Annotated in this window: 21 protein-coding genes, 1 pseudogene and 1 CRISPR repeat array; of the genes and pseudogenes, 15 read left to right on the forward strand and 7 right to left on the reverse strand. The window is 69.6% G+C overall.

Annotated features, from left to right (window positions below; all coding sequences use genetic code 11):
- The first annotated feature begins 103 nt into the window (after positions 1-103).
- Together G4G93_RS30220 and G4G93_RS30225 are read left to right on the forward strand one after the other, a co-directional pair.
- A complete protein-coding gene (locus G4G93_RS30220) occupies positions 104-349 on the forward strand; it encodes a type II toxin-antitoxin system VapB family antitoxin (RefSeq protein WP_165090426.1) in 246 nt (81 codons plus the stop codon).
- Positions 349-750, forward strand: coding sequence for a type II toxin-antitoxin system VapC family toxin (locus G4G93_RS30225; protein ID WP_165090429.1), 402 nt, complete (start codon positions 349-351; stop codon positions 748-750). The genes G4G93_RS30220 and G4G93_RS30225 overlap by 1 nt, the downstream gene beginning before the upstream one ends.
- A gap of 2 nt (positions 751-752) precedes the next feature.
- Here the strand turns inward: G4G93_RS30225 and G4G93_RS36830 are convergent.
- Together G4G93_RS36830 and G4G93_RS30230 are read right to left on the reverse strand one after the other, a co-directional pair.
- Positions 753-989, reverse strand: a pseudogene (locus G4G93_RS36830) (hypothetical protein); the annotation flags it as partial.
- Between the two features lie 72 nt (positions 990-1061).
- The gene (locus G4G93_RS30230; protein ID WP_165090431.1) at positions 1062-1340 is read right to left on the reverse strand and encodes a hypothetical protein; all 279 of its coding nucleotides are present in this window, start codon (positions 1338-1340) and stop codon (positions 1062-1064) included.
- Positions 1341-1741: 401 nt separating this feature from the next.
- Between G4G93_RS30230 and G4G93_RS30235 the strand changes: the two genes are divergently transcribed.
- On the forward strand, positions 1742-2647 hold the full coding sequence (locus G4G93_RS30235) for a LysR family transcriptional regulator (protein ID WP_165090433.1): 906 nt from the start codon (positions 1742-1744) through the stop codon (positions 2645-2647).
- Positions 2648-2700: 53 nt separating this feature from the next.
- On the opposite strand, the gene G4G93_RS30240 is transcribed toward G4G93_RS30235, so the two are convergent.
- The 4 genes from G4G93_RS30240 to G4G93_RS30255 all read right to left on the reverse strand — a co-directional run bounded on the left by G4G93_RS30240 (position 2701) and on the right by G4G93_RS30255 (position 9512).
- Positions 2701-5127 carry a YbcC family protein gene (locus tag G4G93_RS30240; RefSeq protein ID WP_165090436.1) on the reverse strand — a complete coding sequence of 809 codons (2427 nt, stop codon included), beginning with the start codon at positions 5125-5127 and terminating at the stop codon, positions 2701-2703.
- A 19-nt stretch (positions 5128-5146) separates the two neighbouring features.
- Positions 5147-6706, reverse strand: a complete 1560-nt coding sequence (locus G4G93_RS30245; RefSeq protein ID WP_165090438.1) for a proton-conducting transporter membrane subunit — start codon at positions 6704-6706, stop codon at positions 5147-5149.
- A 978-nt stretch (positions 6707-7684) separates the two neighbouring features.
- Positions 7685-9154 carry an FAD-dependent monooxygenase gene (locus G4G93_RS30250; RefSeq protein ID WP_165090441.1) on the reverse strand — a complete coding sequence of 490 codons (1470 nt, stop codon included), beginning with the start codon at positions 9152-9154 and terminating at the stop codon, positions 7685-7687.
- A gap of 109 nt (positions 9155-9263) precedes the next feature.
- A complete protein-coding gene (locus G4G93_RS30255) occupies positions 9264-9512 on the reverse strand; it encodes a hypothetical protein (RefSeq protein WP_165090443.1) in 249 nt (82 codons plus the stop codon).
- Between the two features lie 169 nt (positions 9513-9681).
- Between G4G93_RS30255 and G4G93_RS30260 the strand changes: the two genes are divergently transcribed.
- From G4G93_RS30260 to G4G93_RS30310, 12 genes are all read left to right on the forward strand, one after another.
- Positions 9682-9888 carry a hypothetical protein gene (locus G4G93_RS30260; protein WP_246737117.1) on the forward strand — a complete coding sequence of 69 codons (207 nt, stop codon included), beginning with the start codon at positions 9682-9684 and terminating at the stop codon, positions 9886-9888.
- Between the two features lie 150 nt (positions 9889-10038).
- A complete protein-coding gene (cas3, locus tag G4G93_RS30265; RefSeq protein WP_165090445.1) occupies positions 10039-12633 on the forward strand; it encodes a CRISPR-associated helicase Cas3' in 2595 nt (864 codons plus the stop codon).
- A gap of 263 nt (positions 12634-12896) precedes the next feature.
- On the forward strand, positions 12897-13070 hold the full coding sequence (locus tag G4G93_RS30270; RefSeq protein ID WP_165090447.1) for a DUF1508 domain-containing protein: 174 nt from the start codon (positions 12897-12899) through the stop codon (positions 13068-13070).
- A gap of 571 nt (positions 13071-13641) precedes the next feature.
- A complete protein-coding gene (locus G4G93_RS30275) occupies positions 13642-15168 on the forward strand; it encodes a type I-E CRISPR-associated protein Cse1/CasA (RefSeq protein WP_165090449.1) in 1527 nt (508 codons plus the stop codon).
- Positions 15158-15805 (forward strand): type I-E CRISPR-associated protein Cse2/CasB, encoded by a 648-nt coding sequence (locus G4G93_RS30280; protein ID WP_165090451.1) that lies wholly within the window; start codon positions 15158-15160, stop codon positions 15803-15805. The genes G4G93_RS30275 and G4G93_RS30280 overlap by 11 nt, the downstream gene beginning before the upstream one ends.
- 2 nt (positions 15806-15807) lie before the next feature.
- On the forward strand, positions 15808-17022 hold the full coding sequence (cas7e, locus tag G4G93_RS30285) for a type I-E CRISPR-associated protein Cas7/Cse4/CasC (RefSeq protein ID WP_165090453.1): 1215 nt from the start codon (positions 15808-15810) through the stop codon (positions 17020-17022).
- 5 nt (positions 17023-17027) lie between these two features.
- Positions 17028-17837: a type I-E CRISPR-associated protein Cas5/CasD gene (cas5e, locus tag G4G93_RS30290; RefSeq protein ID WP_165090455.1), complete on the forward strand. Its 810-nt coding sequence runs from the start codon at positions 17028-17030 to the stop codon at positions 17835-17837.
- Complete coding sequence (locus G4G93_RS30295) at positions 17834-18679, forward strand: type I-E CRISPR-associated protein Cas6/Cse3/CasE (protein ID WP_165090457.1); 846 nt, start codon at positions 17834-17836, stop codon at positions 18677-18679. The genes cas5e and G4G93_RS30295 overlap by 4 nt, the downstream gene beginning before the upstream one ends.
- 4 nt (positions 18680-18683) lie before the next feature.
- A complete protein-coding gene (locus tag G4G93_RS35640; protein ID WP_206290108.1) occupies positions 18684-18902 on the forward strand; it encodes a hypothetical protein in 219 nt (72 codons plus the stop codon).
- Positions 18899-19612, forward strand: a complete 714-nt coding sequence (gene cas1e, locus G4G93_RS30300) for a type I-E CRISPR-associated endonuclease Cas1e (RefSeq protein ID WP_312892297.1) — start codon at positions 18899-18901, stop codon at positions 19610-19612. Before G4G93_RS35640 ends, cas1e begins: the two co-directional genes overlap by 4 nt.
- A 19-nt stretch (positions 19613-19631) precedes the next feature.
- Positions 19632-19985: a type I-E CRISPR-associated endoribonuclease Cas2e gene (cas2e, locus tag G4G93_RS30305; protein ID WP_165090459.1), complete on the forward strand. Its 354-nt coding sequence runs from the start codon at positions 19632-19634 to the stop codon at positions 19983-19985.
- Positions 19986-20007: 22 nt separating this feature from the next.
- Positions 20008-20584: direct repeats of the CRISPR family, unit length 28 nt; unit sequence GGCTCCCCCGCATCCGCGGGGATCGACC.
- A gap of 189 nt (positions 20585-20773) precedes the next feature.
- Positions 20774-21058, forward strand: coding sequence for a hypothetical protein (locus G4G93_RS30310; RefSeq protein ID WP_165090461.1), 285 nt, complete (start codon positions 20774-20776; stop codon positions 21056-21058).
- A 200-nt stretch (positions 21059-21258) separates the two neighbouring features.
- On the opposite strand, the gene G4G93_RS30315 is transcribed toward G4G93_RS30310, so the two are convergent.
- The gene (locus G4G93_RS30315) at positions 21259-22203 is read right to left on the reverse strand and encodes a glycosyltransferase family 32 protein (RefSeq protein ID WP_165090463.1); all 945 of its coding nucleotides are present in this window, start codon (positions 22201-22203) and stop codon (positions 21259-21261) included.
- Positions 22204-22235 lie beyond the last annotated feature (32 nt).

Raw genomic sequence — 22235 nt, forward strand, 5'->3', positions numbered from 1 at the left:
GCAGCTGATCCCGCCGGGTGCACGACGCCTTGGGGATCGGATTGACGCAATGCGCATTACGTCTTTACGTTCGCTTCATTACGCTTGCGGGGAAGGAGCCGCCATGACGACCACCCTGAATGTCCGCAACCCCCGTGCCCACGAGTTGGCCCGCGAGCTGGCCCAGCGCCGCAATACCGGGATCACTGAGGCCGTGATCCAGGCCCTCGAGCATGAATTGGAGCGGGAGCGAGCCTCAACCCCTCTCGCCCAGCGGCTCGAAGCCCTCGCGGATCGAGCGCTGGCGAAGGCCGGACCCAACCCCCAGCCCGTCACCGATGCCGATCGCGATGCGATGTGGGATCGCTGATGTTCATTGACACGTCCGCCTTCGTGGCGATTTTCTGCAAGGAACCCGAGGCCGGGATTTTCGCCAACTGCATCGAGCGGGCGAAGCGCCGATGCACCTCACCCATGGTCCGCCTGGAAACCTGCATGGTCCTGGCAAGCCGCCTGGATCGCGATCCGGCCGATGTTCAGGCTGACTTCGATGAGTTCCTGGCCGAGGCCGGGATCACCGTCGTGACGATCAGCGACAGCATCGGCCGCATCGCCGTGGAGGCGTTCCAGCGATACGGCAAGGGCCGGGGGCACCCGGCTCAACTCAACCTTGCGGACTGCCTGTCCTACGCTTGTGCCCGCGCTTACCGCGATCCCATCCTCTTCAAGGGCCGGGATTTCGGCCATACCGACCTGACGAGCGCGCTCTAGCATTACAGTTGCAGGATTGCAGCCCTATTTGACCGCGAGCGATAGGAGGTTGCGATGGCGACTGCCTCGCTCGAAGCGATGCTGAACCGCTCCGGCTTTTTCGGAGGGTGACTGGTTTGTGTCAGGCGGCCAAGGTTTGGTCGCCGACGTTGGTATGAGTGCGCTTCGGCCTCGTCGGGAGGGACGTTGCCGATCGGCGCGAGGAGGCGACGGTGGTTGTACCAGTCGACCCACTCCAGGTGGGATGGTGAGGAATCATCGCTGTGCCGGATCCCCGGGCGGGGGGCGCCCGATCTGCGGAACGGGAACGTTCAGCCGCACGCCGCCGCGACCGGCGGGTGAACGAGGCGCGGGCGGTGCAGCAGGAGGGCGCACATCAGCGCCTGCCTGGAGTCGCGCTCGCCGGCATAGGGGAAGTGACTTGCGGAAGCGTGCATCGCGGCGGCGATCTCGGTGAAATCGATCCGGTACAGCGCGTGGAGCACGCACGACCGCACGCTCGGATCGGCGAGGTAGGCATCGACCGCCGCGTCGATGTCGCCGTCCAGGAGATCGCCTCTCCGCAGGAGGTCTAGGATGCTCGGCGCCATGCGCATCGCTCCCGCTGTCGGAGAAGGGCCGAGATCGCACGTCGTGACCATGGCTGTCTGATCCCAGTCTGATGAAGAGGGTTTCGGCCGATTGCAGCAAGCGGGGATACTTTCCGCATCCGACCCCGACAGGGACGGACGCGCAGCTTTCCGCGCGACCGCGAGTCTGAACGCCGTGGCCGCCTGTCTGTGCAGGGTTTCGTGAGATGACAGACCGCTTGCGACTTCCGGCGACGGCCTGCCGATGGGGACGACGGTCTCTTCGTTGTGAGGAGATGCGGCGTCATCTCGGATCTACTCCTTGAATGACGTCCGCAGGTTCGAGATCACGTTAGGGACGGCCGCGCTCGCAGACAAATTCAAAGATTGCCACAGATCGTTCGCTTTCGTAGATATGCCGCATGACGGCCCTGAACTACCATCACCTGCGCCTGTTCCACCGCATCGCGCACGAGGGCAGCCTGACGCGGGCCGCGGACGTCCTCAACCTGTCGCAATCCGCCCTCTCGGTTCAGTTGCAGAAGCTGGAGCAGCAGCTCGGGCACGACCTGTTCGAGCGCCGCGGCAAGAAGCTCGCCCTCACCGAGGCGGGACGGATCGCGCTGGATTACGCCGACACCGTCTTCGAGACCGGCAACGAACTGATCGAGGTGCTGCAGGGACGGCCTCGCGCCGCCCAGCACGTGCTGCGCGTCGGTGCCCTGACGACGCTCTCGCGCAACTTCCAGCTCGAATTCCTGCGCCCCGTGATCGGGCGCCCGGACGTCGAACTGGTGGTGCGCTCGGGCACGATGCGCGAATTGCTGGCGCAACTCGAGATGCATGGCCTCGATGTGGTGCTGGCCACGACGGCGGTGCGCCGGGACGCGGGCACGGTCCTCCACAGCCACCTCATCGCCGAGCAGCCCGTCAGCCTGGTGGGCCGGTCCGGTTCGGCCGCGGAGCCGCTGCGCTTCCCCGATGCCCTCCGGACCGTGCCGGTGACGCTGCCCAGCCTCGACAGCGAGATCCGCGTCGCCCTCGACCGCGTGCTGTCGCTCGCGGGCATTCACCCGATCATCCAGGCCGAGGTCGACGACATGGCCATGCTCCGCCTGCTGGCGCGCGAGAGCGAGGGCGTCGCGGTGGTTCCCCCGATCGTCGTGCAGGACGAGCTCCACACGGGCGTGCTGGTCGAGCATTGCCGCATTCCGGACGTGACGGAACGCTTCTACGCCATCGTCCAGACCCGGCGCTTCCCCAACCCGGTGCTGCACGACCTGATCGCCGCGAGCGTGTCGCCGCGCACCGGCTCGGCGGCCGAATGAGAGGCGCTCCGCCCGGACCCGGTGCCGGGTCGACACCGGGCCCGTGACGCGCCTCAGACGGCGGCCCTCAGCGGAACCCCCGGGGCGACGCCGGCCGGCGCTGCGGTGCTGACCCACCGCAGGTCGCCCGCGTAGCGCCACGCGATCCGGCCGTCCTCGTCCAGGGCGAACAGGTGCAGCCAGCTGTTGTCGAACAGGGCGCGCACCCCGGCGTGGCGCCGCAGCACGTCCGTGATCGCCTCCCGCGGCGCCTCGAGGCAGACCGACAGCCGCAGGGGCTCGTGCGCGTAGGCCTCGCCGTCGTGCACCGATTGCCGGGGCAGGCCGGCCCGCAGGGGCCCGCCATTGCCCTCCAGCACCCCGATGCCGCCCGTGACGTTGTGCAGGAGCTTGTTGCCGCTACCGAACAGCGCGGGTGCGACGGTCGAGCCGTAATATTGCAGGCTGATCCAGCTCGCCACGACGACCGGTGCAGTGAGGATCAGTTCCAGCACGCCGAAGCCCTCGTCCTGCCGCCAGTCGTATTCGTGCAGGAAGGCGCGTCCGTCGAGTGCCCGGCCCGCCGTGCGCTGGCGCGGCGCGGCGATGAACGCGCTGCAACCGGCCAGCCCCCATTCGGGGCGGGTCTCGGCCCAGTCGCGACTGCGGCGCGCGATGCTGGCGCCGTCCCGCGCGCCGGGCAGGCGGAGGGCCCGCTCCCCGCGGGCCAGCGCGCCGGCTGCCGCGAGCCAGCCCCGGATCCGCTCCAGGTCCCGCGGGCGCGCCGTGTCCGGGACGTCGTCCGCGTAGAGCGTGACCGCGTCCGTCGTCGTGTCATGGAGAGCGGCGAGGAACACCGTGTCCGGCGGCACCGCGATGCCCTGCTCCGCGAGGCCCGCTCTCACCGGCGGGTCGTTGAGGAGCTGCGCCAGCAGGCGCGCGTTCACCTCGCCCGAGTAGCCGCCGCAGGCGCCGCAATGCAGCGCGCTGGCGTGAGGGTTGTTGGCGACGTTCGCCCCGTGCCCGGCGAGCAGCACGACGGGGGCGAACGCCTCCGTCAGCGACATCGCGCGCAGGATGCTCGCGGCGCTCGCGACCCGCGCGGCGGGATCGAGCGCCGGATCGAGGCGCGGGGCGGGGTCGTGCGGCGCCGCCGCCTCGCCGAGGCCGAGCGAGGCGCCGACGAGCTTGCCGAGGTAGAGGGGGCCCGCGGCCTCCACGAAGGCGAAGGAGGATACCGCGGCCTGCCGGAAGCGGCCCCAGGCCCGGCCCGCGCGCGCCGCGACCCGGGCGGACCGGTCCGCGGCTGCGACCTCGTGGCCGCCCGCGCAGGTGTGCAGCCCCGGCTCGAGGAGAACGGGCAGGCGAAGCTCCGCGACGTCGGAGGCGAAGCGCCGATGCGACAGGGGCAGGCCGAAGAAGCCTGCGAAGCCCAGGGTGCGGATGCCGGGATCGAGGGATTCGAGGGCGCGGCGGAAGACCTCCGACCGTACGTCGATGCAGAAGGCTGCCTGCAGCACCGGGCGGCCGGTCCCGCCCTGCGGCGCGGCCGCGGCGAGCGTCGCAGCGAGCGCGCGCTGGCCCGCGCGCTCCACGGCCTCCTGCAGGACGGCGTCGACGACGAGGTCGGGCGTCGCTTGAGCGGGCGCGGCGTGAGCGGCCGCGCACGCTACCCAGCGCTCCGCGACCGCCCCTCCGTATCGGGCGAGCAGGGCCTCGTCGAAGATCACCCGGATGGCGATGAGGTCTCGCAGCGTCCCGTCGGTGGTCCCGGACAACTCAGCCTGCCAGAGCCGGTAGCGGGCGACTTGAGCCCAGCCGCCGAGCGACAGCAGCACTTGGTGGAAGTAGCTCTCCAGGGCGTCCGGCCCGAGGCCGAGCCGCGCGACCGCGCGCGCCAGCGCCGGCAGCGTCCCGTCGGGCACCTCCGACACGTGCCGCGCGAAGCCGCTCAGGCCGGCGATCTCCGGGGTGAGGTCGTGCACGGCCCAGGCGCGCCAGAGCGCGAGCGCGTTCTCGCCCGGCGGCGCAGCCCACAGGGCCTGCCCCTCGTCGAAGTAAGCGGCCGCCCAGGCGGTGATCCGGTCGGCGATCAGGCCCGGCCAGTCGATCCCCGACGCCTCGGCACAGAGAGAGGCGAGGGTCGGAAGGACCTGGGCGGGCAGGGCCTCGGCTTGCATCGCCGCCTTGAGGGCGTCGAGGCCGTCCGGGCGCAAGGCCGGAGGCGCGTTCGCCAGGGCGTCCAGGAGATCCTCATCGGTGACGAGCCCCGAGGCGACCCTGTTGCGGTACCAGTCCCGCGGCATCGTCACCGCTGCGCCGCTCGCCCGGGCCAGGCGCGCGCCTGCGGCCCAGAGCGGCTCGCCGGTATGCCCGAGGAAGGGGTTGACCGCGACGCTGGAGGCGAGCGGCCACAGGGGCGGGATCAGCCGGCCCGCTGCGTCGGCCGCGGCCCGGACGGTCTCGTGCGCGGCCGGAAGGGAGTGGACGATCTCGATCATCGGGGCGTCTCCGGAAGGGTCAGGCGGCGTGACGGGCGGACCAGCCGCCGACCAGCCGGTCGAGGGCGGCATTGGCGTAGAGCCCGTTGGCGAGGTGCACCCGCAGGCCGGCGGCGGCGGGGTGGTGGGCCCAGAGCGGGAACATCGCCTGCAGGACCGCGACGAGGCCGAAGCTGAGGAGCGCCAGCACGATCAGCGCCCATTCCAGCGGCCCCGGAGCGGGCGTCGGCGGCAGGACGCCCGCCGTGAGGCGGATCGCGAGGAGTTGCAAGGCGAAGTAGCTGACCGAGGCGGCGACCGCGTAGGCGGCGGTCCGCGCCATCAGCGCCCGGGGCGCGGCGTCGGCGAAGCCTTGCGCGAGCATGTAGGCGACGCCGAGGATCAGGATGGCACCGAGCGCGAGCGCCTGGGGCGACTTGTGCACGAGCCCGAAGCCGAGGCCGACGAGGACGAAGATCAGGAGGGCCGCCAGGAAGGCACGCGCGACGGCGCCCGCGCCCGGGATGGCCACCGGCCCCGGCCGGCGGATCGCCGCGACCGCCGCGACGGCGCCGCCCGACGCCAGGAAGGCGTGGGCCTTGTAGAGCGAGTGCGCCACGATGTGCAGGAGCGCGAGCGGGAACAGGGCGAGCCCGCACTCGAAGGTCATGAAGCCCATCTGGGCGACGGTCGACCATGCGAGCGAAGTCTTCACAGACGGTTGCGTGAGCATCACGAGGCCTCCGAGCAGGGCCGTGAAGCCGCCGACCATCACCAGGACCGCGAGCACGCCGGGGGCGAGGAGGAGGACGTCCGCGAAGCGGATCAGCAGGAACCCGCCCGCGTTGACGATGCCGGCGTGGAGCAGGGCCGAGACGGGTGTGGGCGTCTCCATCACCTCGGTCAGCCAGCCATGCGTGGGGAACTGAGCCGACTTGAGCAGGGCGGCGAGCGCGAGCAGGCCGGCCGCCGCGACGGCGAGCCCGCCGCACTCTCCAGCGCGGGCCGCAAGCAGGATCCGGCCGATGTCGCCCGTGCCGTATGCCACGGCCAGCAGGACCGATGCGGCGATGAGCGCCGCGTCGCCGAGGCGCGCCGTAATGAACTTCTTGCGCGCCGCGCGCCGCGCGCCCGGCCGCTCGGGGTAGAAGAGCAGGAGCCGGTGCAGGAACAGGCTTGTGGTGATCCAGGCGGCGACCAGTTGTACGAGCGTGCCCGCCGTGACGAGCAGCAGCACCGCGGCGAGCGTGAGGCAGAGCCAGCCGGTGAAGGCGCCCTGACGCTCCTCGCCGTCGAGGTATCGCGCGGCGTAGCGCACCACGACCCAGCCGATGAAGGCGACCAGCAGGAGCATGGTGACGCTCACCGCATCCAGCCTGACCGAGAGGCCGATGCCGAGAAGTCCCAGGATCGGGCCGGCCCCCGGCCCGATCATCGCGAGCACGACCAGGGCGACGGTCGCGACCGCGAGGGCCGCGAGCGCCGCTCCCTCCGCCAGCGGGAGGACGAGCCTCGGGCGACACCCCGGACGCGAGAAGCAGAATGCGGCGCAGGCGAGCAACGCCGCGGGCGCGAGCAGCGGCAGGTTGAAGACGGGCACGAGGATCTCCTCGGGATCTGCTGGAACTGCGAGATCTCGTACCCGCCTGCGTCATTTCGGTAAAATTGATTATTTATGACGTATGGTTCTATAAAATAGATAAGGGAGTGGGAGCCACCAGTGGGAAGCGAGTGACATTCCTGCGAGGTGCACGGGTCGGAGACGGGCCTTGGGCCGAGCCACGTCGCCCATCGTACCCTGGCCGGGATCTCGCCCGAGAACGGTCCGAGTTGATCGGTATCGAGGCCGACCGGGGGCATGACGATGAGCCCGAGGTGATCAGCAAAGGGCGGCGCGATGGCCTGCTCGCTGCCGTGCATGGTCGCGAGCACAATTGCGGCACCTCGGTAAAGCGCGGCGACAGGTGGCTGCGGTGTCATCCTGTCCGACATCTCGCGTGGCGGGTTCTGACTTCCGCTCATAACCAAGCCCGCATCTTGTCTCTGACTAGCCGCGTCGGCACGCGTGACTGACGCCCTGGTGGTCCACCTGAATGGAGCGTGCGAGCCCGGGACAGTGCAGGATCTCTCCGACTGGATGCGGCGGCGGACCCATCTGCTGCGGGAGCACCTGTGCATCGTCGTGGTGGCAAGCGACGCGGCAGGCTACACGCTGCCGGGGGCGGACCTCCTGGAGGACCGCACGGGGGCGTTCGCCGGGGCGTATGGGGCCCGAGCGATGAGCTACCTCGTCCGGCCCGATGGCCATCTCGGCTGGCGCGGCCGCTCGTGGCGTGAGCCGGGACTTCGGCGCACCTCCGGAGGCTGTTCGCGGCCGCCTGAGCGGCCTGTCGTGGACATCGGATAAGCGGCAACCGCGGAGGCGAAGTGACCGTCATGGGAACGCTGCTGAGCGGCTCCGATGCTGGCTTCGGCTGTTCACCGCGACATGGCGCGGACTGCCGTCGGCCCCATTCGGACGTGCAGCCTGTCGTCGCTCCGACCTACCTTCCGACCTCTTGCCGGACGTACGAGCCGCTTACCCGGGACCGCCTGCAAGGGCGCGCAGGTAACGCTCCGCACCGTCCCACTCCTCTCCCACGGCCACGAAACCGACATAGCCGTCCGGCCGGACGATGACGAGGGAGGAGCCGTCCGGCGGCATTCGCGGTGCGGGCTCCAGCAGCGCCGGGAACCGCCCCGCCAGAACGGTCCCGCGCGCCGCATCGGCGGCGTAGAGTACAAAGCGCGGCTCGCGCCCGCTTCCCGGCGCCGAGCCGGCATCATGCTGCGGGTCCCACCGAGCGCCGGCGCCTGGCCCGTGCGAGAGGGGGCTCCCGGGATAGGCGATCTCGATCTCGCTCATCGTCGTCGCCATGCGGTCGCGCACCGCATGGAACCCGAGCAGGAAGCGCAGAGCGAGGTTGCGCGCGACTTGTGCCGCCGGATGCGCCAGCGTCGCCATGTCGGTGAGCCGTCCGGCATTGCGCAACACCATGTCGCCGACCCCCGTCCGCTCGGGGCTGTAACTGTCGAGCAGGGTCTCGGCCGCCTGACTGCGCTCCACCATCGCCAGTTTCCAGGCGAGGTTGATCGCGTCCTGCATCCCGGTGTTCATGCCCTGGCCTCCGGCCGGGCTGTGGATGTGCGCGGCGTCGCCCGCCAGGAAGATCCGGCCCCGCCGGTACTCCGCGACCTTGCGCTCGTTGATGCGGAAGTTCGTCAGCCAGACCGGATCGGCGACGCGAAAGCCGCCGCCGGTGCGCCGGTCCACCAGGGCCTGCACGTCCGCCAGTGTCGGATCCGGGCGCGGGTGCGCGGGATCTGCCCGGCCCCGAGTTGCGACGACGCGGGCGCGCCCGCCCGGGATCGGAAAGATCACGAACGGGCCGTCCCGGTGCAGGTATGTGGCGATCTCGTCGGACGGCGGCGCCCCGGCGCCCTCCAGGCGTACATCGGCCAGGAGCCAATCGTCTCCCTGCGTCGAGCCGCCGAATGCGACGCCGAGGCTGTGGCGCACCGTGCTGTGGGCACCGTCGCACCCGATCAGCCAGGGTGTCGCCACCCTCTCTTCGCGCCCGTCAGCGTGCCTGAGATGGGCCTCGACCCGGTCATCCCGTTCCATGAACCCTGTCAGCTCGACTTCACGTTCGATCACGACGCCGAGCGATCTCAGGTGCGCGGTGAGCAACCGCTCGGTTTCCTTCTGCGGGATCATCAGGGCGAAGTTGTAGGCGCGCGCGACGTCGTCGAAGCGGGGGCGGCCCAGGACGGTCCCTTCGCTGCGGATCGAGGCGCCGTGGGCGCGAAGCCCGGCGGCCAGGAAACCCTCCGTGCAGCCCATGCGGTCCATGAGTTCGAGGGTCCGCGACCAGACGACCAGAGCCTTGGATGTCTCGGTCGCGCGCGAGCTGCGGTCGATCAGGCGCACGCCGATCCCGTACCGGGCGAGTTCCGCCGCCAGGGTGAGGCCGACCGGACCGGCGCCGACCACGAGGACTTTCGACATGACACCCTCCTTCAACCTATCCGGGACGCGCCGTCGGTAGCCGACCTGTTGATTCGCCTGCCACGGTTCCGCGCGGGCTCGCCCGCGACGCAGCCCCGAGCTCGTGCCGTCAGAACCGCCGCTCTCGACGGTCCGGGGCGGGAGCACGCCTGTGGTAGGCCGCCATGCAACTGTGCCAGATCTCGGAGCCGAGATCCCAGAGGCTCAGACGGTTCGTGTTGGGGGCGCTGAAGACCTCCGCCCCGGCCTGCTCGCGACAAGCCGCGTCCGCGGGCCCCCCCTGGATGGGTGGCTCGTTGGCCAGGACGCGTGTCGCCGCTCCGACGACGAGCACGAGGGCGAGCACATACTCGCGCATGATGGCCTCACAGACAGTGGCGCATGGAGGATGATACGTTCGACGCTCGACTTGTGCGCCATCGGCCGGAACTTTTCAGCCCTCCGGACGAAGTTCGTCCCTGAGTTCGAGGATGGCGGCGCGGTCCGGCTTTCCCTGTACTGTCCGAGGCACCTGCGAGACGGGACACATGATCAGTCGTCTCGCGATGTCGGGAGGGGAGGTGGCGCGCGTGTTCCGCGATCTCGCAACCGCGACCGGGCTGACGCTGGCGCGCCTGCCCTACGGGCACTCGACCCGGGTCGGGGCGAACCAGGACATGTTCGCGGCGGGGTTCGAACTGCTCGAGGTGATGCAGGCCGGCTCGTGGACGACGCCAGCGACGCCGGCCCGCTAAGGTGAGTACCTTCGGGCCCAGCGCGGTGCAGCCAGGAAGCTTGCGACGCTGCAAAACAGAGCGTGATGGGCTCTTTGTCGGGGTTGCTCGTGCAGGGCCGATGCGGAACGAATCCCGCCCAGGTCCGGGCAACCCGATCGGAAGGGATCGTTGACTGAAGATCACCAAGTCAGAGTTGATCACGCCTGGGCCAAGCGCGACGAGTCCGGTACGACACTTGCTCTGATCGATCACGGCGAGGATGTCGCTGCTGTCCTGCACACCGTGCTGACGCAGACCGTCTATCGGAGCAGGATCGCGATCCTCGCCGGACGCGCCTTGTCCGACCAGGACGTCGAGCGTTTGTGCGCACTTGCCTTCCTCCACGATCTCGGCAAAGCGAATAGTGGCTTCTGGCGGCGCCAATTTCCCGAGATGCCACGTATCGGCCACACCGAGGTCGTTGGCGCTCTGTTCCACCATAGCGTGCAGCTCCGCAACCACGCCGCGGTGCGGGAGCTGGGCGACCTCATCGCGGCCTGGGGGGCGGCCCAACACCTCACGGCCGTGATGGCGCACCACGGCCGTCCGCTGGCGAGTTTCAGCCAGCAGGGCGCGACGAGCGGAGACAGCGCCAGAGAGGCACGGAAGAATGCCGGCTGGTGGCGCCCGGTCGACGGCTACGATCCGGTCGCCGAGGTGGCACGGCTCCTCGCCGCCGCGCGCCAGCGCTTCCCGCTCGCCTTCGCGGAGGGACCGCGGCTGCCCGACGCCCCGCGCGTCGTGGCGCTGCTCGCCGGCCTGACGACCCTGGCCGACTGGCTCGGCTCGGACACGGCGCATTTCCCCCTCGCGACGCCGCCCGATCTGCCGCGGTCGCAATTCGCGACGGCGCAGGCCGCTCTGGCGGTCGCCGAACGGGGGCTCGGCCCGCTGTCGCGCACGGCGCCCGCCTCCTTCGCGGCGGCCTTCGGCTTCTCGCCCTACGAGGCGCAGGAGAAGGCCGCCGCCGCGTGGCTCGGCGCGGTCGCCGCCCTCGAGGCCGAGACCGGCTCGGGCAAGACCGAGGCGGCCCTGTGGCGCGCCCTCGCGCTGATCGCCCGCGGCGAGGTCGACGCGCTGTACTTCGCGGTGCCGACCCGCACCGCCGCGACGCAGCTGCACGGACGGATCAACCGCCACCTCGCCCGCGTCTTCGGTGCCGACGCCCCCCGGGCGGTGATGGCGGTGCCGGGCTACCTGCGCGCCGGCGACGAGGACGGGCAGCGTCTCGCGCCCTTCACGGTGCTGTGGCCGGACGGCGACGCCAACGACGCCCGCTGGGCCGCCGAGGCGCCCAAGCGCTACCTCGCCGCCCGCATCGCGGTCGGCACCATCGACCAGGCGCTGATGGCGGGCCTGCAGGTCAAGCACGCGCACCTGCGCGCCGCCGCCCTGTCGCGGGCGCTCCTCGTGGTCGACGAGGTCCATGCGTCCGATGCGTTCCAGACCGAGATCCTCAAGACCGTGATCGGGAACCACGTCGCGGCCGGCGGCCGGGTGATGCTCCTCTCGGCCACCCTCGGCAGCGCGGCGCGCACGGCCCTTCTCGGCCAGGAGATGCCGTGCCTCGCACGGGCCCTCGCGACGCCCTATCCGGCGCTCTCGGGCTCGGAAGCGGCGCCCGAGACGGTGACGACCGGCGGCCGGCGCAAGGAGATCGCCGTGGAGGCCGCGCCGCTGATCGCGCACCCGCGGGAGATCGCCGCCCGGGCCCTGCGCGCGGCGCGGGCGGGCGCCTCGGTGCTGGTCGTGCGCAACACCGTCGCCGACGCGGTGGCGGTGCAGCAGGCGCTCGAGGCGGAGGGCGCCGGCGACCTGCTGTTCCGGGTCGGCGGCGTTCCGACCCTGCATCACGGCCGCTTCGCCGCCGAGGACCGCCGCCTCCTCGACGTCGAGATCGAGGCCCTGTTCGGCAAGGTGGACGACGACCAGCCGCTCGAAGACCGCCGCGGCCGCGAGCGCCGGCCGGTTGTCGCCGTCGGGACGACGACGCTCGAGATGAGCCTGGATCTGGACGCGGATCTCTTGCTCACCGATCTGGCGCCGATGGACGTGCTGCTCCAGCGCTTCGGCCGCCTGCACCGGCACCGGCGCGACGACCGCCCGTCCGGCTTCGCGACGCCGCGGGCGATCGTGCTGGTCCCGGAGGCGCGCGACCTCTCGCCCCTGCTCGACCGCGCCCGGCACGGGCTGGGTCCGACCAAGGAGGGACGCGGCATCTACCCCCGGCTCGCCGTGATCGAGGCGACCTGGCGCCTGCTGGAAGAGCCCGCCCGGATCGCGGTCCCGTGCGACTGCCGCCGGCTCGTCGAGCTGACGACCCATCCGGAGGCGCTCGACGCGGTCGCCGTGCAGAAGGGCGGTGCCTGGCTCGACCACGCGACCCGCCAGGAGGGCGGCCGCATCGCCGACGCGACCCTGGCGGCCCACCACCGGCTCGACATGGCGACCCGGTTCACGGAGCTGCTGTTCCCGAAGGACGAGACGGTGCGCACCCGGCTCGGCGCCGACGACCGGCTGATTCCCCCGGATGCGCCGTTCGTCGGACCGTTCGGCGCGACGATCACCCAGCTGCGCATCCCGGGATGGATGCTCAAGGACGCCGGCCCGATCCCGGACGACGCGACCGTCTCGGTCCGGGAGGAGGCTGGTGCGGAGGGCGTGCGGTTCACGCTCGGCACGGTCGGCTTCCGCTACGACCGTCTCGGGCTGCGGGTGGGGTGAGGCTGTGTTGGCTGAACCGCCAGATGGTGCTGCCGCAGGCGCCCCGCCATCGGATGGCGCCGTGCCCATCCGGCGCTTGCACTCGGGAAACACCTAGAGTACGAATAATTTGCGAACAGGTAAGGCCCGAAGATGTTGTGGCATCTCCGGGCCTTGGTCCGAACGAACTGCGACTTGGGACCGCAAGATCGTGTGTCGGATCGCGCGACACTTGTAGATCTTCCGCGCCATTCGTCAAGTCGATCCGTGTCGGAGAGACACCGATGAAATACGAAAAGTTCACGGTCGCCGGAGGGCGACGATGGCGTTGGCACTTTCGCGCCGATAACGGCCGCATCATATCGATGTCGCGCGAGACATACGTCACCGAGAACGCATGCGATTATTCGACCGCCTTGAGTAAATCCTCCGCTGGCGCGCCCGTTTCGCGCCTGTAACCGCATCGGGGCAGGATGTCCTGCCCCGAACCGCTCCCTCTCCCGGAGAGGATCGACCACGCCAGATGGTGGCTGCCGCCATGGTGCGGGTTGCTCCCCCGCGCCGTCGGGGACCTCTCAGAGCCTGTTTGCATAGTCGCCAAATTTTATCCTACCACAACCTCATTTCGAGGTGGCGGGTGGGATAAAAAATTTCTCGCGGCGCTTTCCTCACAAGTCGGTCAGAGCTTGATTATCTGTTTGACTGTCTCGACAGTCTTGATATTCTCCACGTCATTCCGGTACCGCGTAGCGGAGCCCGGTATCCAGACACTCAGGTGGGGTCGAGCGAGTCGAAAGACGTTCCGCTCTATTACAAACATCCTACGGCTCGGGATACCGGGCTCCGCTGCGCTGTCCCGGAATGACATCCAGGGAGTCAATTCTGTCGATTTCAGTCAAACAAGCTCTCGGACCATATCTGACTGATTGGCAAATTCTATCTCGCCCGCGATCTCAGAATAAGATCGCGGGTGAAATAAACTAGGAAAAATGTCTCGCGGCGACGTCCTCGCACGGCAAACAGGCTCTCATGCACATCCGCTACTGCGATCGATCCGGCCAAACGAGAACGGCCGACCTGTTCGACATCCTGGCCGCCCTGAGTCGCGATGCCGTCGCGTCCTTCCCGGCCCTGCGCCCGCACCAGCGCCAAGCCTGGCACGCCTTCCTAGTCCAGATCGCCGCGATGGCGCTTCATCGTGCCGGGGAGGCGACACTGCCGGAGACCGGGGAGGCGTGGCGCGGGCTGCTCCTGGCCCTCACCCCGGACTGGCCGGATGGCGAGGCATGGACGCTCGTGGTCGAGGATTGGGGCAAGCCGGCCCTGCTCCAGCCGCCGGTGGCGAGACCCGCGAATGCGGCGGAGTACCGAGGGCGTATCGAGGCGCCCGACGCCCTCGACATGCTGGTCACGGCCAAGAACCACGACCTCAAGGCCGAGCGGATGCGGGAGGCCGCCGACGACCACTGGCTCTTCGCCCTGGTCAGCCTCCAGACCCAGGAGGGCTTCATGGGAGCGGGCAATTTCGGCGTCAGCCGGATGAATGGCGGCTTCGGCAGCCGCACGACCCTCGGGCTGCGCCCGCAAGGGACGCCCGGTGCCGCCTTCCGGCACGATATCGGCCAGCTCCTCGCCTGGGGGCGGGACGAGATCCTGGTGAGACAGCCGGCGCTCGCCGCCCGCGACGGGCCGGGCCTCCTCTGGCTCGAGCCGTGGGACGGACAGGCCTCCCGGGGCTTCTCGGGGCTCGATCCGCTCTACGTCGACGTGTGCCGGCGCGTGCGGCTGATGCGGGAGGACGGCCACCTCGTCGCCCGCACCGCCGGCTCGAAGGCGGCCCGGATCGAGGCGAAGGCGCTCACCGGGCGGACCGGCGACCCGTGGGCGCCGGTGCTGCAGGACGGCGAGAAGGCCTATACGCCGACGGGGGCGGGCTTCGGCTACCGGCAGATCGCCCGGCTGCTGAACAAGGACATCACTGTCCGGCCGGTGCTTTCCACCCCGACCCCCGGCATGCCCACCACCGGCCTCGTCCTCGTGTTCAGCGCCGTCGTGCGTGGCCAGGGCAAGACCGAGGGCTTCCACGAGCGCTACCTGCCGGTGCCGGGCTTCGTCGCTTCCCTTCTGGAGCAGAGCGGCGACGAGATCCTCGACCGCACCGGCCAGGTCGCGCAGGAGCGCGCCGACGAGGCCGGAGAGATGGGGCGCATCCTGCGTCACGCGCTCCTGGCGCTGATGCGCGGCGGCCGCGACGGCGTGCGGCTCGACGACGAGGCGGGTCTGCGCAAGGCCGCGTCGTGGCAGGCGACCTATGACGGCCGCGTCGAGGCGGGCTTCTTCGACGACGCGTTCTGGAACGAGGTGGCGGAGCGGGACGGGCCGCACCGGGTGCCCTGGCGGGCGCGGCTCTCAGGCGTCGCCCGCGCAGTCCTCGCCGAGGCCGCCGAGGCGGCGCCGCGCACCGAGGTGCGGCGCATCCGCGCCAGGGCCCAGGCCTCGTCCCTGTTCGAGCGCCGGGCCGGCGCGTTCATGGCGGAGGTGAAGGATGCCGGTTGAGGTGACGCCGATGGCGGAGGCCGGCGGGCGGGAGGGGCGGCGCGCGCCCTCGCTCTCTGCGCAGCTGCGCTCGATCTCCGGCCGGATGCCGGGTTTGCCGACCGGGACGCGGGCGGCGTTACGGCGCCTCGATCCGGCAGCGCCCGGCCGCGGCGTGGACGCGGTGATCCCGCTCCTGATCGCGGCCGGCGTGAACCGGCGCGCCTTCGCCTCCGACGACGGCCTGCGCCGTTGGGCCTTGATCTGCCACCTGGTCGCGACCCTGTCGGGCACGGCGGCGCGGGAGGTCCACGCACCGGTGCGCGAGCGGAACCCGGACGGGCAGATGGCGGGCCCGCGCCACCGCGAGCGCGAGGCCGGGCGCCGGATCCACGCCGCCGGCGTGTCGGAGACCCGCCTGATGCGGCTCACCACCGCCCGGGGGCCGGCCCTCGTCGCCCAGGCCGCCCGCCTCGGCCGGTTCCTGGCCGCCGCCGGCGCGGTGCCCCTCGACCTCACTCCCCTCGCGCACCTGATCCTCGCCGAGGGCTTCGACGAGACCCGGGCCGACGAGGCCCGCCTGGCGCTCGCCCGCGCCTACTACGCCGCGGAAGCTGGCGACGACCGCGACACCGACGACACCGACGAGGACGCCTGAGCGTGACGACTCCCCGCTTCATCCAGATCCACTTCCTCGCCTCGTATCCGGGCGTGCTCCTCAACCGCGACGATGCGGGACTGGCCAAGCGCCTGCCCTTCGGCGGCGCCACCCGCACGCGGATCTCCTCGCAATGCCTGAAGCGCCACTGGCGCATGACCGAGGATGCCCGCGGCCTGCACCGGCTCGCCGAGGAGGTCGGCCTCGAGGCCGAGCGCTCCAAGGTCGCGATCGAGCAGGAGGTGACGGGCCCGCTGCGCGGGCGGGCCGGCGAGACGGTGCTTAAGGCCATCGAGAAGGTGTTCGTCGAGCAGGTCTACGGCGGCAAGGCCGGCGACAAGAAATCCCGCCAGGCGCTGCTGCTCGGCCGCCCCGAACTCGCCTATCTCGCCGAGAACGCCGCCCGCATCGCCCGGGAGGCGGAGGACGCCAAGGCCGCGGAGGACGCAGCGAAGGCCTTCTTCAAGGACGGCGACGGGCGGGCGAACCTCAAGCAGCTGCGCGAGCAGAACCACCTGGCGCCCGGCCTCGAGAGCGCCCTGTTCGGCCGCATGGTGACCTCGGACGTCCGCGCCAACACCGACGCGGCGATCCACGTCGCCCACGCCTTCACGGTCCACGACGAGCAGCCCGAACTCGACTACTTCACGGTCGTCGACGACCTCGCCGAGCGCGAGGATGCGGGAGCCGCCGGCGTGTTCGACACCGAGCTGACCTCGGGGCTCTATTACGGCTACGTCGTGGTCGACGTGCCGCTCCTGGTCTCGAACCTCACGGGTTGCGTACGCAAGGCCTGGGCCGACCTCGATCCGGACGCGCGCGACCTCGCCGGACGCGCGGTCGAGAACCTGGTCCACCTCGTCGCCACGGTCAGCCCCGGGGCCAAGCGCGGCTCGACGTCGCCCTATTCCTACGCCGACCTCGTGCTGGTCGAGGCCGGCGAGCGCCAGCCCCGCACCCTGGCCAACGCCTTCCGCGATCCCGTCCAGCCGCCCCGGGACCGCCGGGCGCTGGAGGCGGGCGCGACGCTGGCGGGCGAGACCGCGCGGGCGATCGTCCGGGAGATCGAGGGACTGGACGGGATGTTCGGCCCGCACGAGACCCGGATGCAGGCGGCCCGCGGTGCGGCGCGGCTGCCCGGCATCGAGGGGCTGACCCTCCCCGACCTCGCCACCCGTGCCGGCGCCATGGTGCGCCGGGCGCTGATCGCGGGGTAGGGACCGTGCCGGACCACCTCGTCCTCCTCCTCGACGCGCCGCTCTGCGCCTTCGGCGGCGACATCATCGACGCCTACGGGGTCGTGCGCGACTTCCCCGGCCGCTCGACGGTCACCGGGCTCCTCGCCAACGCCCTCGGCTACGACCGGGCCGACGGCGTCCGCCTCGACCGGCTGCAGGCCCGCCTGGTCCTCGGCTCCGCCCGGGCCGCGGAGGGACGGCGGGTGCGCGACTTCCAGACCGCCCGCCTCGGCGCCGGCGACCGGGGCTGGACCACGCGCGGCCGGATCGAGGGCCGCAGCGGCGGGGCGGCGACCTACGACTCGCCCCACATCCGCTACCGCGACGCCGACGCCGACGCCCTGGTGCTGGTCGCCTTCCGCCTCGATCCCCCCGAGGAGAGCCCGACCCTGGCCGAGGTCGAGCACGCCCTCGACCGGCCGGAGCGACCGCTCTTCGCCGGACGCAAGCCCTGCCTGCCCTCGCGCCCGCTGCTGGCCGGACGCGTCGCGGCCGACGACGTCCGCACTGCCCTCGAACGCGGCCTCGCGGCCTGCGCCGCCGGCGAGGGACGGTTCCGCCTGCATTCCTCGCGTGCCCGGCGCGAGCCCGACGGATGGCCCCGCTCGGCGCGTCCGGTGCGCGCCCAATGGCCGGCCGGCTTGGAACCGGGCGATCTGGAGCCGGGCGAGCGCGAGCGGCGCCAGGAGATCTGCGACGAGCGCGACTGGGTGGTGGGCGTGCATGGCGGCTCGCGCGGGGTGACCGAAGGCCGGCTGTCCCTTCCGGCCCAGCCCCGCGGAGACATGCCGTGAGCGGCCCGGTCCTCCACCTCGTGCGCACCCCCGTCGCGTCCGCGGCGTTGCGGGCCTTCGCGGCGTATCAGGGCGTCCTCGACGACGATCTCGGCTACGCGCTGCACCTCGCCCTGCGGCGGCGCTTCGGGGCGGCGGCCCCGCAGCCCTGGCGCCTGATGCCGGGCCGCGACGGCGGGCCGGAAATGCTGCTCGGCTACTCGCAGGATCCCGACGCCCTGCGTTCCGCGGATCCCCGCGCGATCGCGCGTCCCGAGGCGCCGCCGGACTGGGAGGCCGACTGGCGCGGCGACCAGGATGCCGGGAGCGCCTCTGCGGAGAGCGCCCTGGCGGCGCTCTTCCCGCAACCCTTCGAGGCCAAGGCGATGCCGCGCGCCTTCGCCGAGGGCGCGGCCTACGGCTTCGCGCTGCGGGTGCGGCCGGTGGTACGCTACGGCCCGCGCGCCGCCGAGGCCCGGTCGGCGGCGGACCGCCGGGGCGGCCAGGAGCGGGACGCCTTCCTGGCGGCGCTCGAGCGGCGCGACCGTTCGGGCCGCACCGAGGAGAGCGATCCGCTGGACCGCGAGCGGGTCTACCGCGCCTGGCTGGAGCAGCGCTTAGGGACGGCGGCAGCCCTCTCCGCCTTCCGCCTGGTGTCGCATCGGCGCATCCGCACCGTGCGGTCCGTCCCGCTGGACGCCGCGTCCCGCCGCCGGCCCGGGTTCGCCGGGCCCGAGACCGTGGTGGACGGGGGGCTGACGGTGGCCGATCCGGCGGCCTTCGCCGTCCTGCTGGCGCGCGGGGTGGGGCGGCACGGCGCGTTCGGTTTCGGCATGCTGCTGCTGCGGCCGGCCGGGAGGTAGCGCCATGCTGCTGGGCCGCCTCGGCCTCGACACGGCCCGCGTCCCCCACGGCGACCGGCACGGCCTCCTCTGGCTCGACCGCGGCCGCCTGGAGGTGGAGGACGGCTGCCTGCGGTTCGTCACCCGGGCCGGGCCGGAGGGGGCGCGACCCTCGCGCCGGGCGACTACCAGATCCCGCACCAGTCGGTCTCGGCGGTGCTGCTCGGCCCGGGCTCCTCGGTGACCCACGACGCCCTCCGGCTCCTCGCCCGTCACGGATGCGCCCTCTGCGCCATCGGCGAGGGCGGCGTGCGGCTCTACACGGCGCCACCGCTCCTGCCCGACACCTCCGCCCTGGCCCGGCGCCAGGTCGAGCTCTGGGCGGTGAAGGCGACCCGCATGGAGGTGGCGCGGCGGATGTATGCGCTCCGCTTCGGCGAGATCGTGCGGACCCGCGACATCGCGGTCCTGCGCGGCATGGAGGGCGGACGCATCAAGCGGGCCTACGAGCTGGCCGCCGGTCGCTTCGGCGTGCCCTGGCGCGGACGCCGCTACGACAGGGCGAACCCGGACAGCGCGGACCTGCCCAACCAGGCACTCAACCACGCGGCCGTGACGGTGCAGGCCGCCGCCGCCATCGCGGTCGCCGCCACCGGCACGATCCCGCAGCTCGGCTTCATCCACGAGGATTCCGGGCAGAGCTTCGTCCTCGACATCGCCGACGTGCGGCGCCACGACGTCGTCCTCGACATCGCCTTCGGGGCGGCCAAGGAGGCGAGCAAACGCCCGGAGAGCATCGACCGGCTGGTGCGCCGCAGGGCCGCCGAGCTGTTTCGCCGACGCGAGGTCGTTCCAGGTCTGATCGACGTGATCAAGTCCGTCCTGGTACCTCGGGAGCAGGAAGACGACCCTCAGGCCGAGGTCGGTCCGACGACCGACCCCGAGCCGTCGTGAGCGCGACGAGGAGAAGGTTATGCCGCTCTGCGTGGTTGTCACCCGCGATGTCGAGGATCGCTATCGGGGCTTCCTCGGATCCGCCATGCTGGAGCTTGCCCCGGGCGTCTACGCCTATCCGCGCATGAGCGCGAGCGTGCGCGATCGTGTCTGGACCGTGCTGTCGGACTGGTACGGCCAGCTCGGCCGTGGCAGCATCGTGATGACCTGGGCAGACACGGCCGCGGCAGGCGCCCTCGGCGTTCGCACGCTCGGTTCACCGCCCAAGGAGGTGGTCGCCCATGAGGGCGTCCTTCTCACTCGCCGTCCACTGGGTCGCGGAGCGGGGATGCCGCCCCCCGTTCAGGAGGCGGGCTCTTTGATAAGTGAATGATGTCAATATATTGACTGGTAGAGGCTCCCCCGCATCCGCGGGGATCGACCCGCGGTCGAGAAGCCGGTGTAGAGCGTGCGGAGGGCTCCCCCGCATCCGCGGGGATCGACCGGAGAAGCGCTTCTCCGCGCGGGCGCTCGCCCTGGCTCCCCCGCATCCGCGGGGATCGACCCGCGGTCGCGATGTCGAGCTACGCTTCCGCCGTGGCTCCCCCGCATCCGCGGGGATCGACCGGTGTCGTTGTCGTCTAGCGGTTTCATGAGATCGGCTCCCCCGCATCCGCGGGGATCGACCACGGACATGCTCGATGCCAAGACCTGCATCGTGGGCTCCCCCGCATCCGCGGGGATCGACCCAAGCGCCGGGACAAGGTCGCGAAGACCGAGCAGGCTCCCCCGCATCCGCGGGGATCGACCCCCGAGGGTCTGGTAGCCGCGCGAGCGGTCGGGGGCTCCCCCGCATCCGCGGGGATCGACCCAGCTCCGGGCTGGCCCCCTTGGACAGCGCCTCGGCTCCCCCGCATCCGCGGGGATCGACCCGAGATCCAGGATCTGATTGAGGATCTGGAGCGGGCTCCCCCGCATCCGCGGGGATCGAGCCGATCGCCGCATCCCCCCTCCGCCGTGGCATCGACGGTTCCCCCGTATCCACGCAGAGTGAGCAAGGACCAAGGGGCAATCCCAGTCCGGCGCTGCGAGGCGGCCGACTGCCCTCGCTTCTATGAGCCCTATCGCCCAGACGCCGAAGGCGCGCTCGCCTTACCGTAGCGCGAGTTCGGCCTCGACGTCGTGGCGCTGCCCGGCGCCCTGTGCCACCGCGAACATCGCTCGGTCCCGGAGATCTACGACCTGCTGCGGGGATCGGTGCAGTTGATCGCCGGCGTCGTCACCCGGGCGCCGATCAGAGCCGCCGAGGACCTCGGCCAAGTCGACTATAGCCGCTGGCGCGATCTGCGTTGCTCGGTCGACCGAGGGCGGCAGACCCGGGCAGCCCGCACCCGCTACCGCCACGATCGCGACGCCTGCCTCGCAGCACTCGAAAGCCAAGGTCACCAGCAAATTTTGCCGTATTAAGAAAAAACAACTTTTTCCGGAAAAGCTTTGTGTGTGACAGAGATCTCATCTCGGATGAGATCTCTGTCACACAGGGTGCTGACCGTAATCAACCGAGCAAATATTGTAAAATAAAATTGATTATTGTTATATAATTTTAAATACTGCTGACTTTAAAGATGGAAAACCACAGATTATATTCACAAATATTACTATGAGATTCATGTGGCGCGAACATTATAGATTTCGGCATTGCTTCTCCAGTTTCTATCATCCGCTTGATAGCTCAGGCATTTCGCTGTCGCCAACGCATCCCAATCTTTTATGATGCCAATGTGACCTTCCGAAGGAGTAGACAAGAAGTTTCTTGCACAATATTCAAAAGTCGAGTAAGTAAGATTGTTTGGACCAGTGTGATAATGAATATTTGCTAATAACCCAGATTTTTTGCACAGAAAAATATTTTCCACCGCATATTCAATGGCCTTTCCTATTATCGGATGGTTTTTGATCGCAAATATAGGAGAATTATTATAATATAACTTACATTCGCGAGCTATCTCACTATCAGTGCTTGCCTTGATAGGATTGATCATTTTGTTCGAGCTCAAATGATGGGCAAGAGGAGATAAGATTAGATTGAATGATTTATGTTGTTTTTCTATCTTATTAATATCAAATTCCCGCCTCTCGTCGTCAGCATCAATATAATATCCGCCATTATGAAATAAATACAATAATCTAAAAACATCGCTCCTCATAGCTGGATGGTGACTATAATCATATGCTTCAAGCTGTTCTTTGGAGCAAAATTTAGCAATGAAATCTCTAGCCGATTCGTCATTAAATAATTCATATTCCCCATTACATGTGCCTATCCAGCTGTTCATACAAAGGTGGACGTCAGCGGGAATATCTTTCTGAGCCCAAAATTGCACAATTTTCTTTGGGATATGATTTGTGGTAAAGTTTCCTTGAACAGAATCTAATAAATCAGTACTGCTGGCTGTGAAGGAAATATCCGAGTCGATACAGGCCCTGACGAACTTGAACGATAGTTCTGGATTCCAAAATATTTCTTTAGATTTCGCAGTCCCAGCAGAATGTTTAGCTAGTAAATCTAGCTCAGCTTCGGTAAAATATTTTTCCCAGTTTATGCTCGGCATATTGTGAATTCCTCTTTATATTACAGCGTTTT

The organism is Methylobacterium sp. DB0501 (assembly GCF_011043735.1).
GTDB classification, from domain to species: Bacteria; Pseudomonadota; Alphaproteobacteria; order Rhizobiales; family Beijerinckiaceae; genus Methylobacterium; species Methylobacterium alsaeris.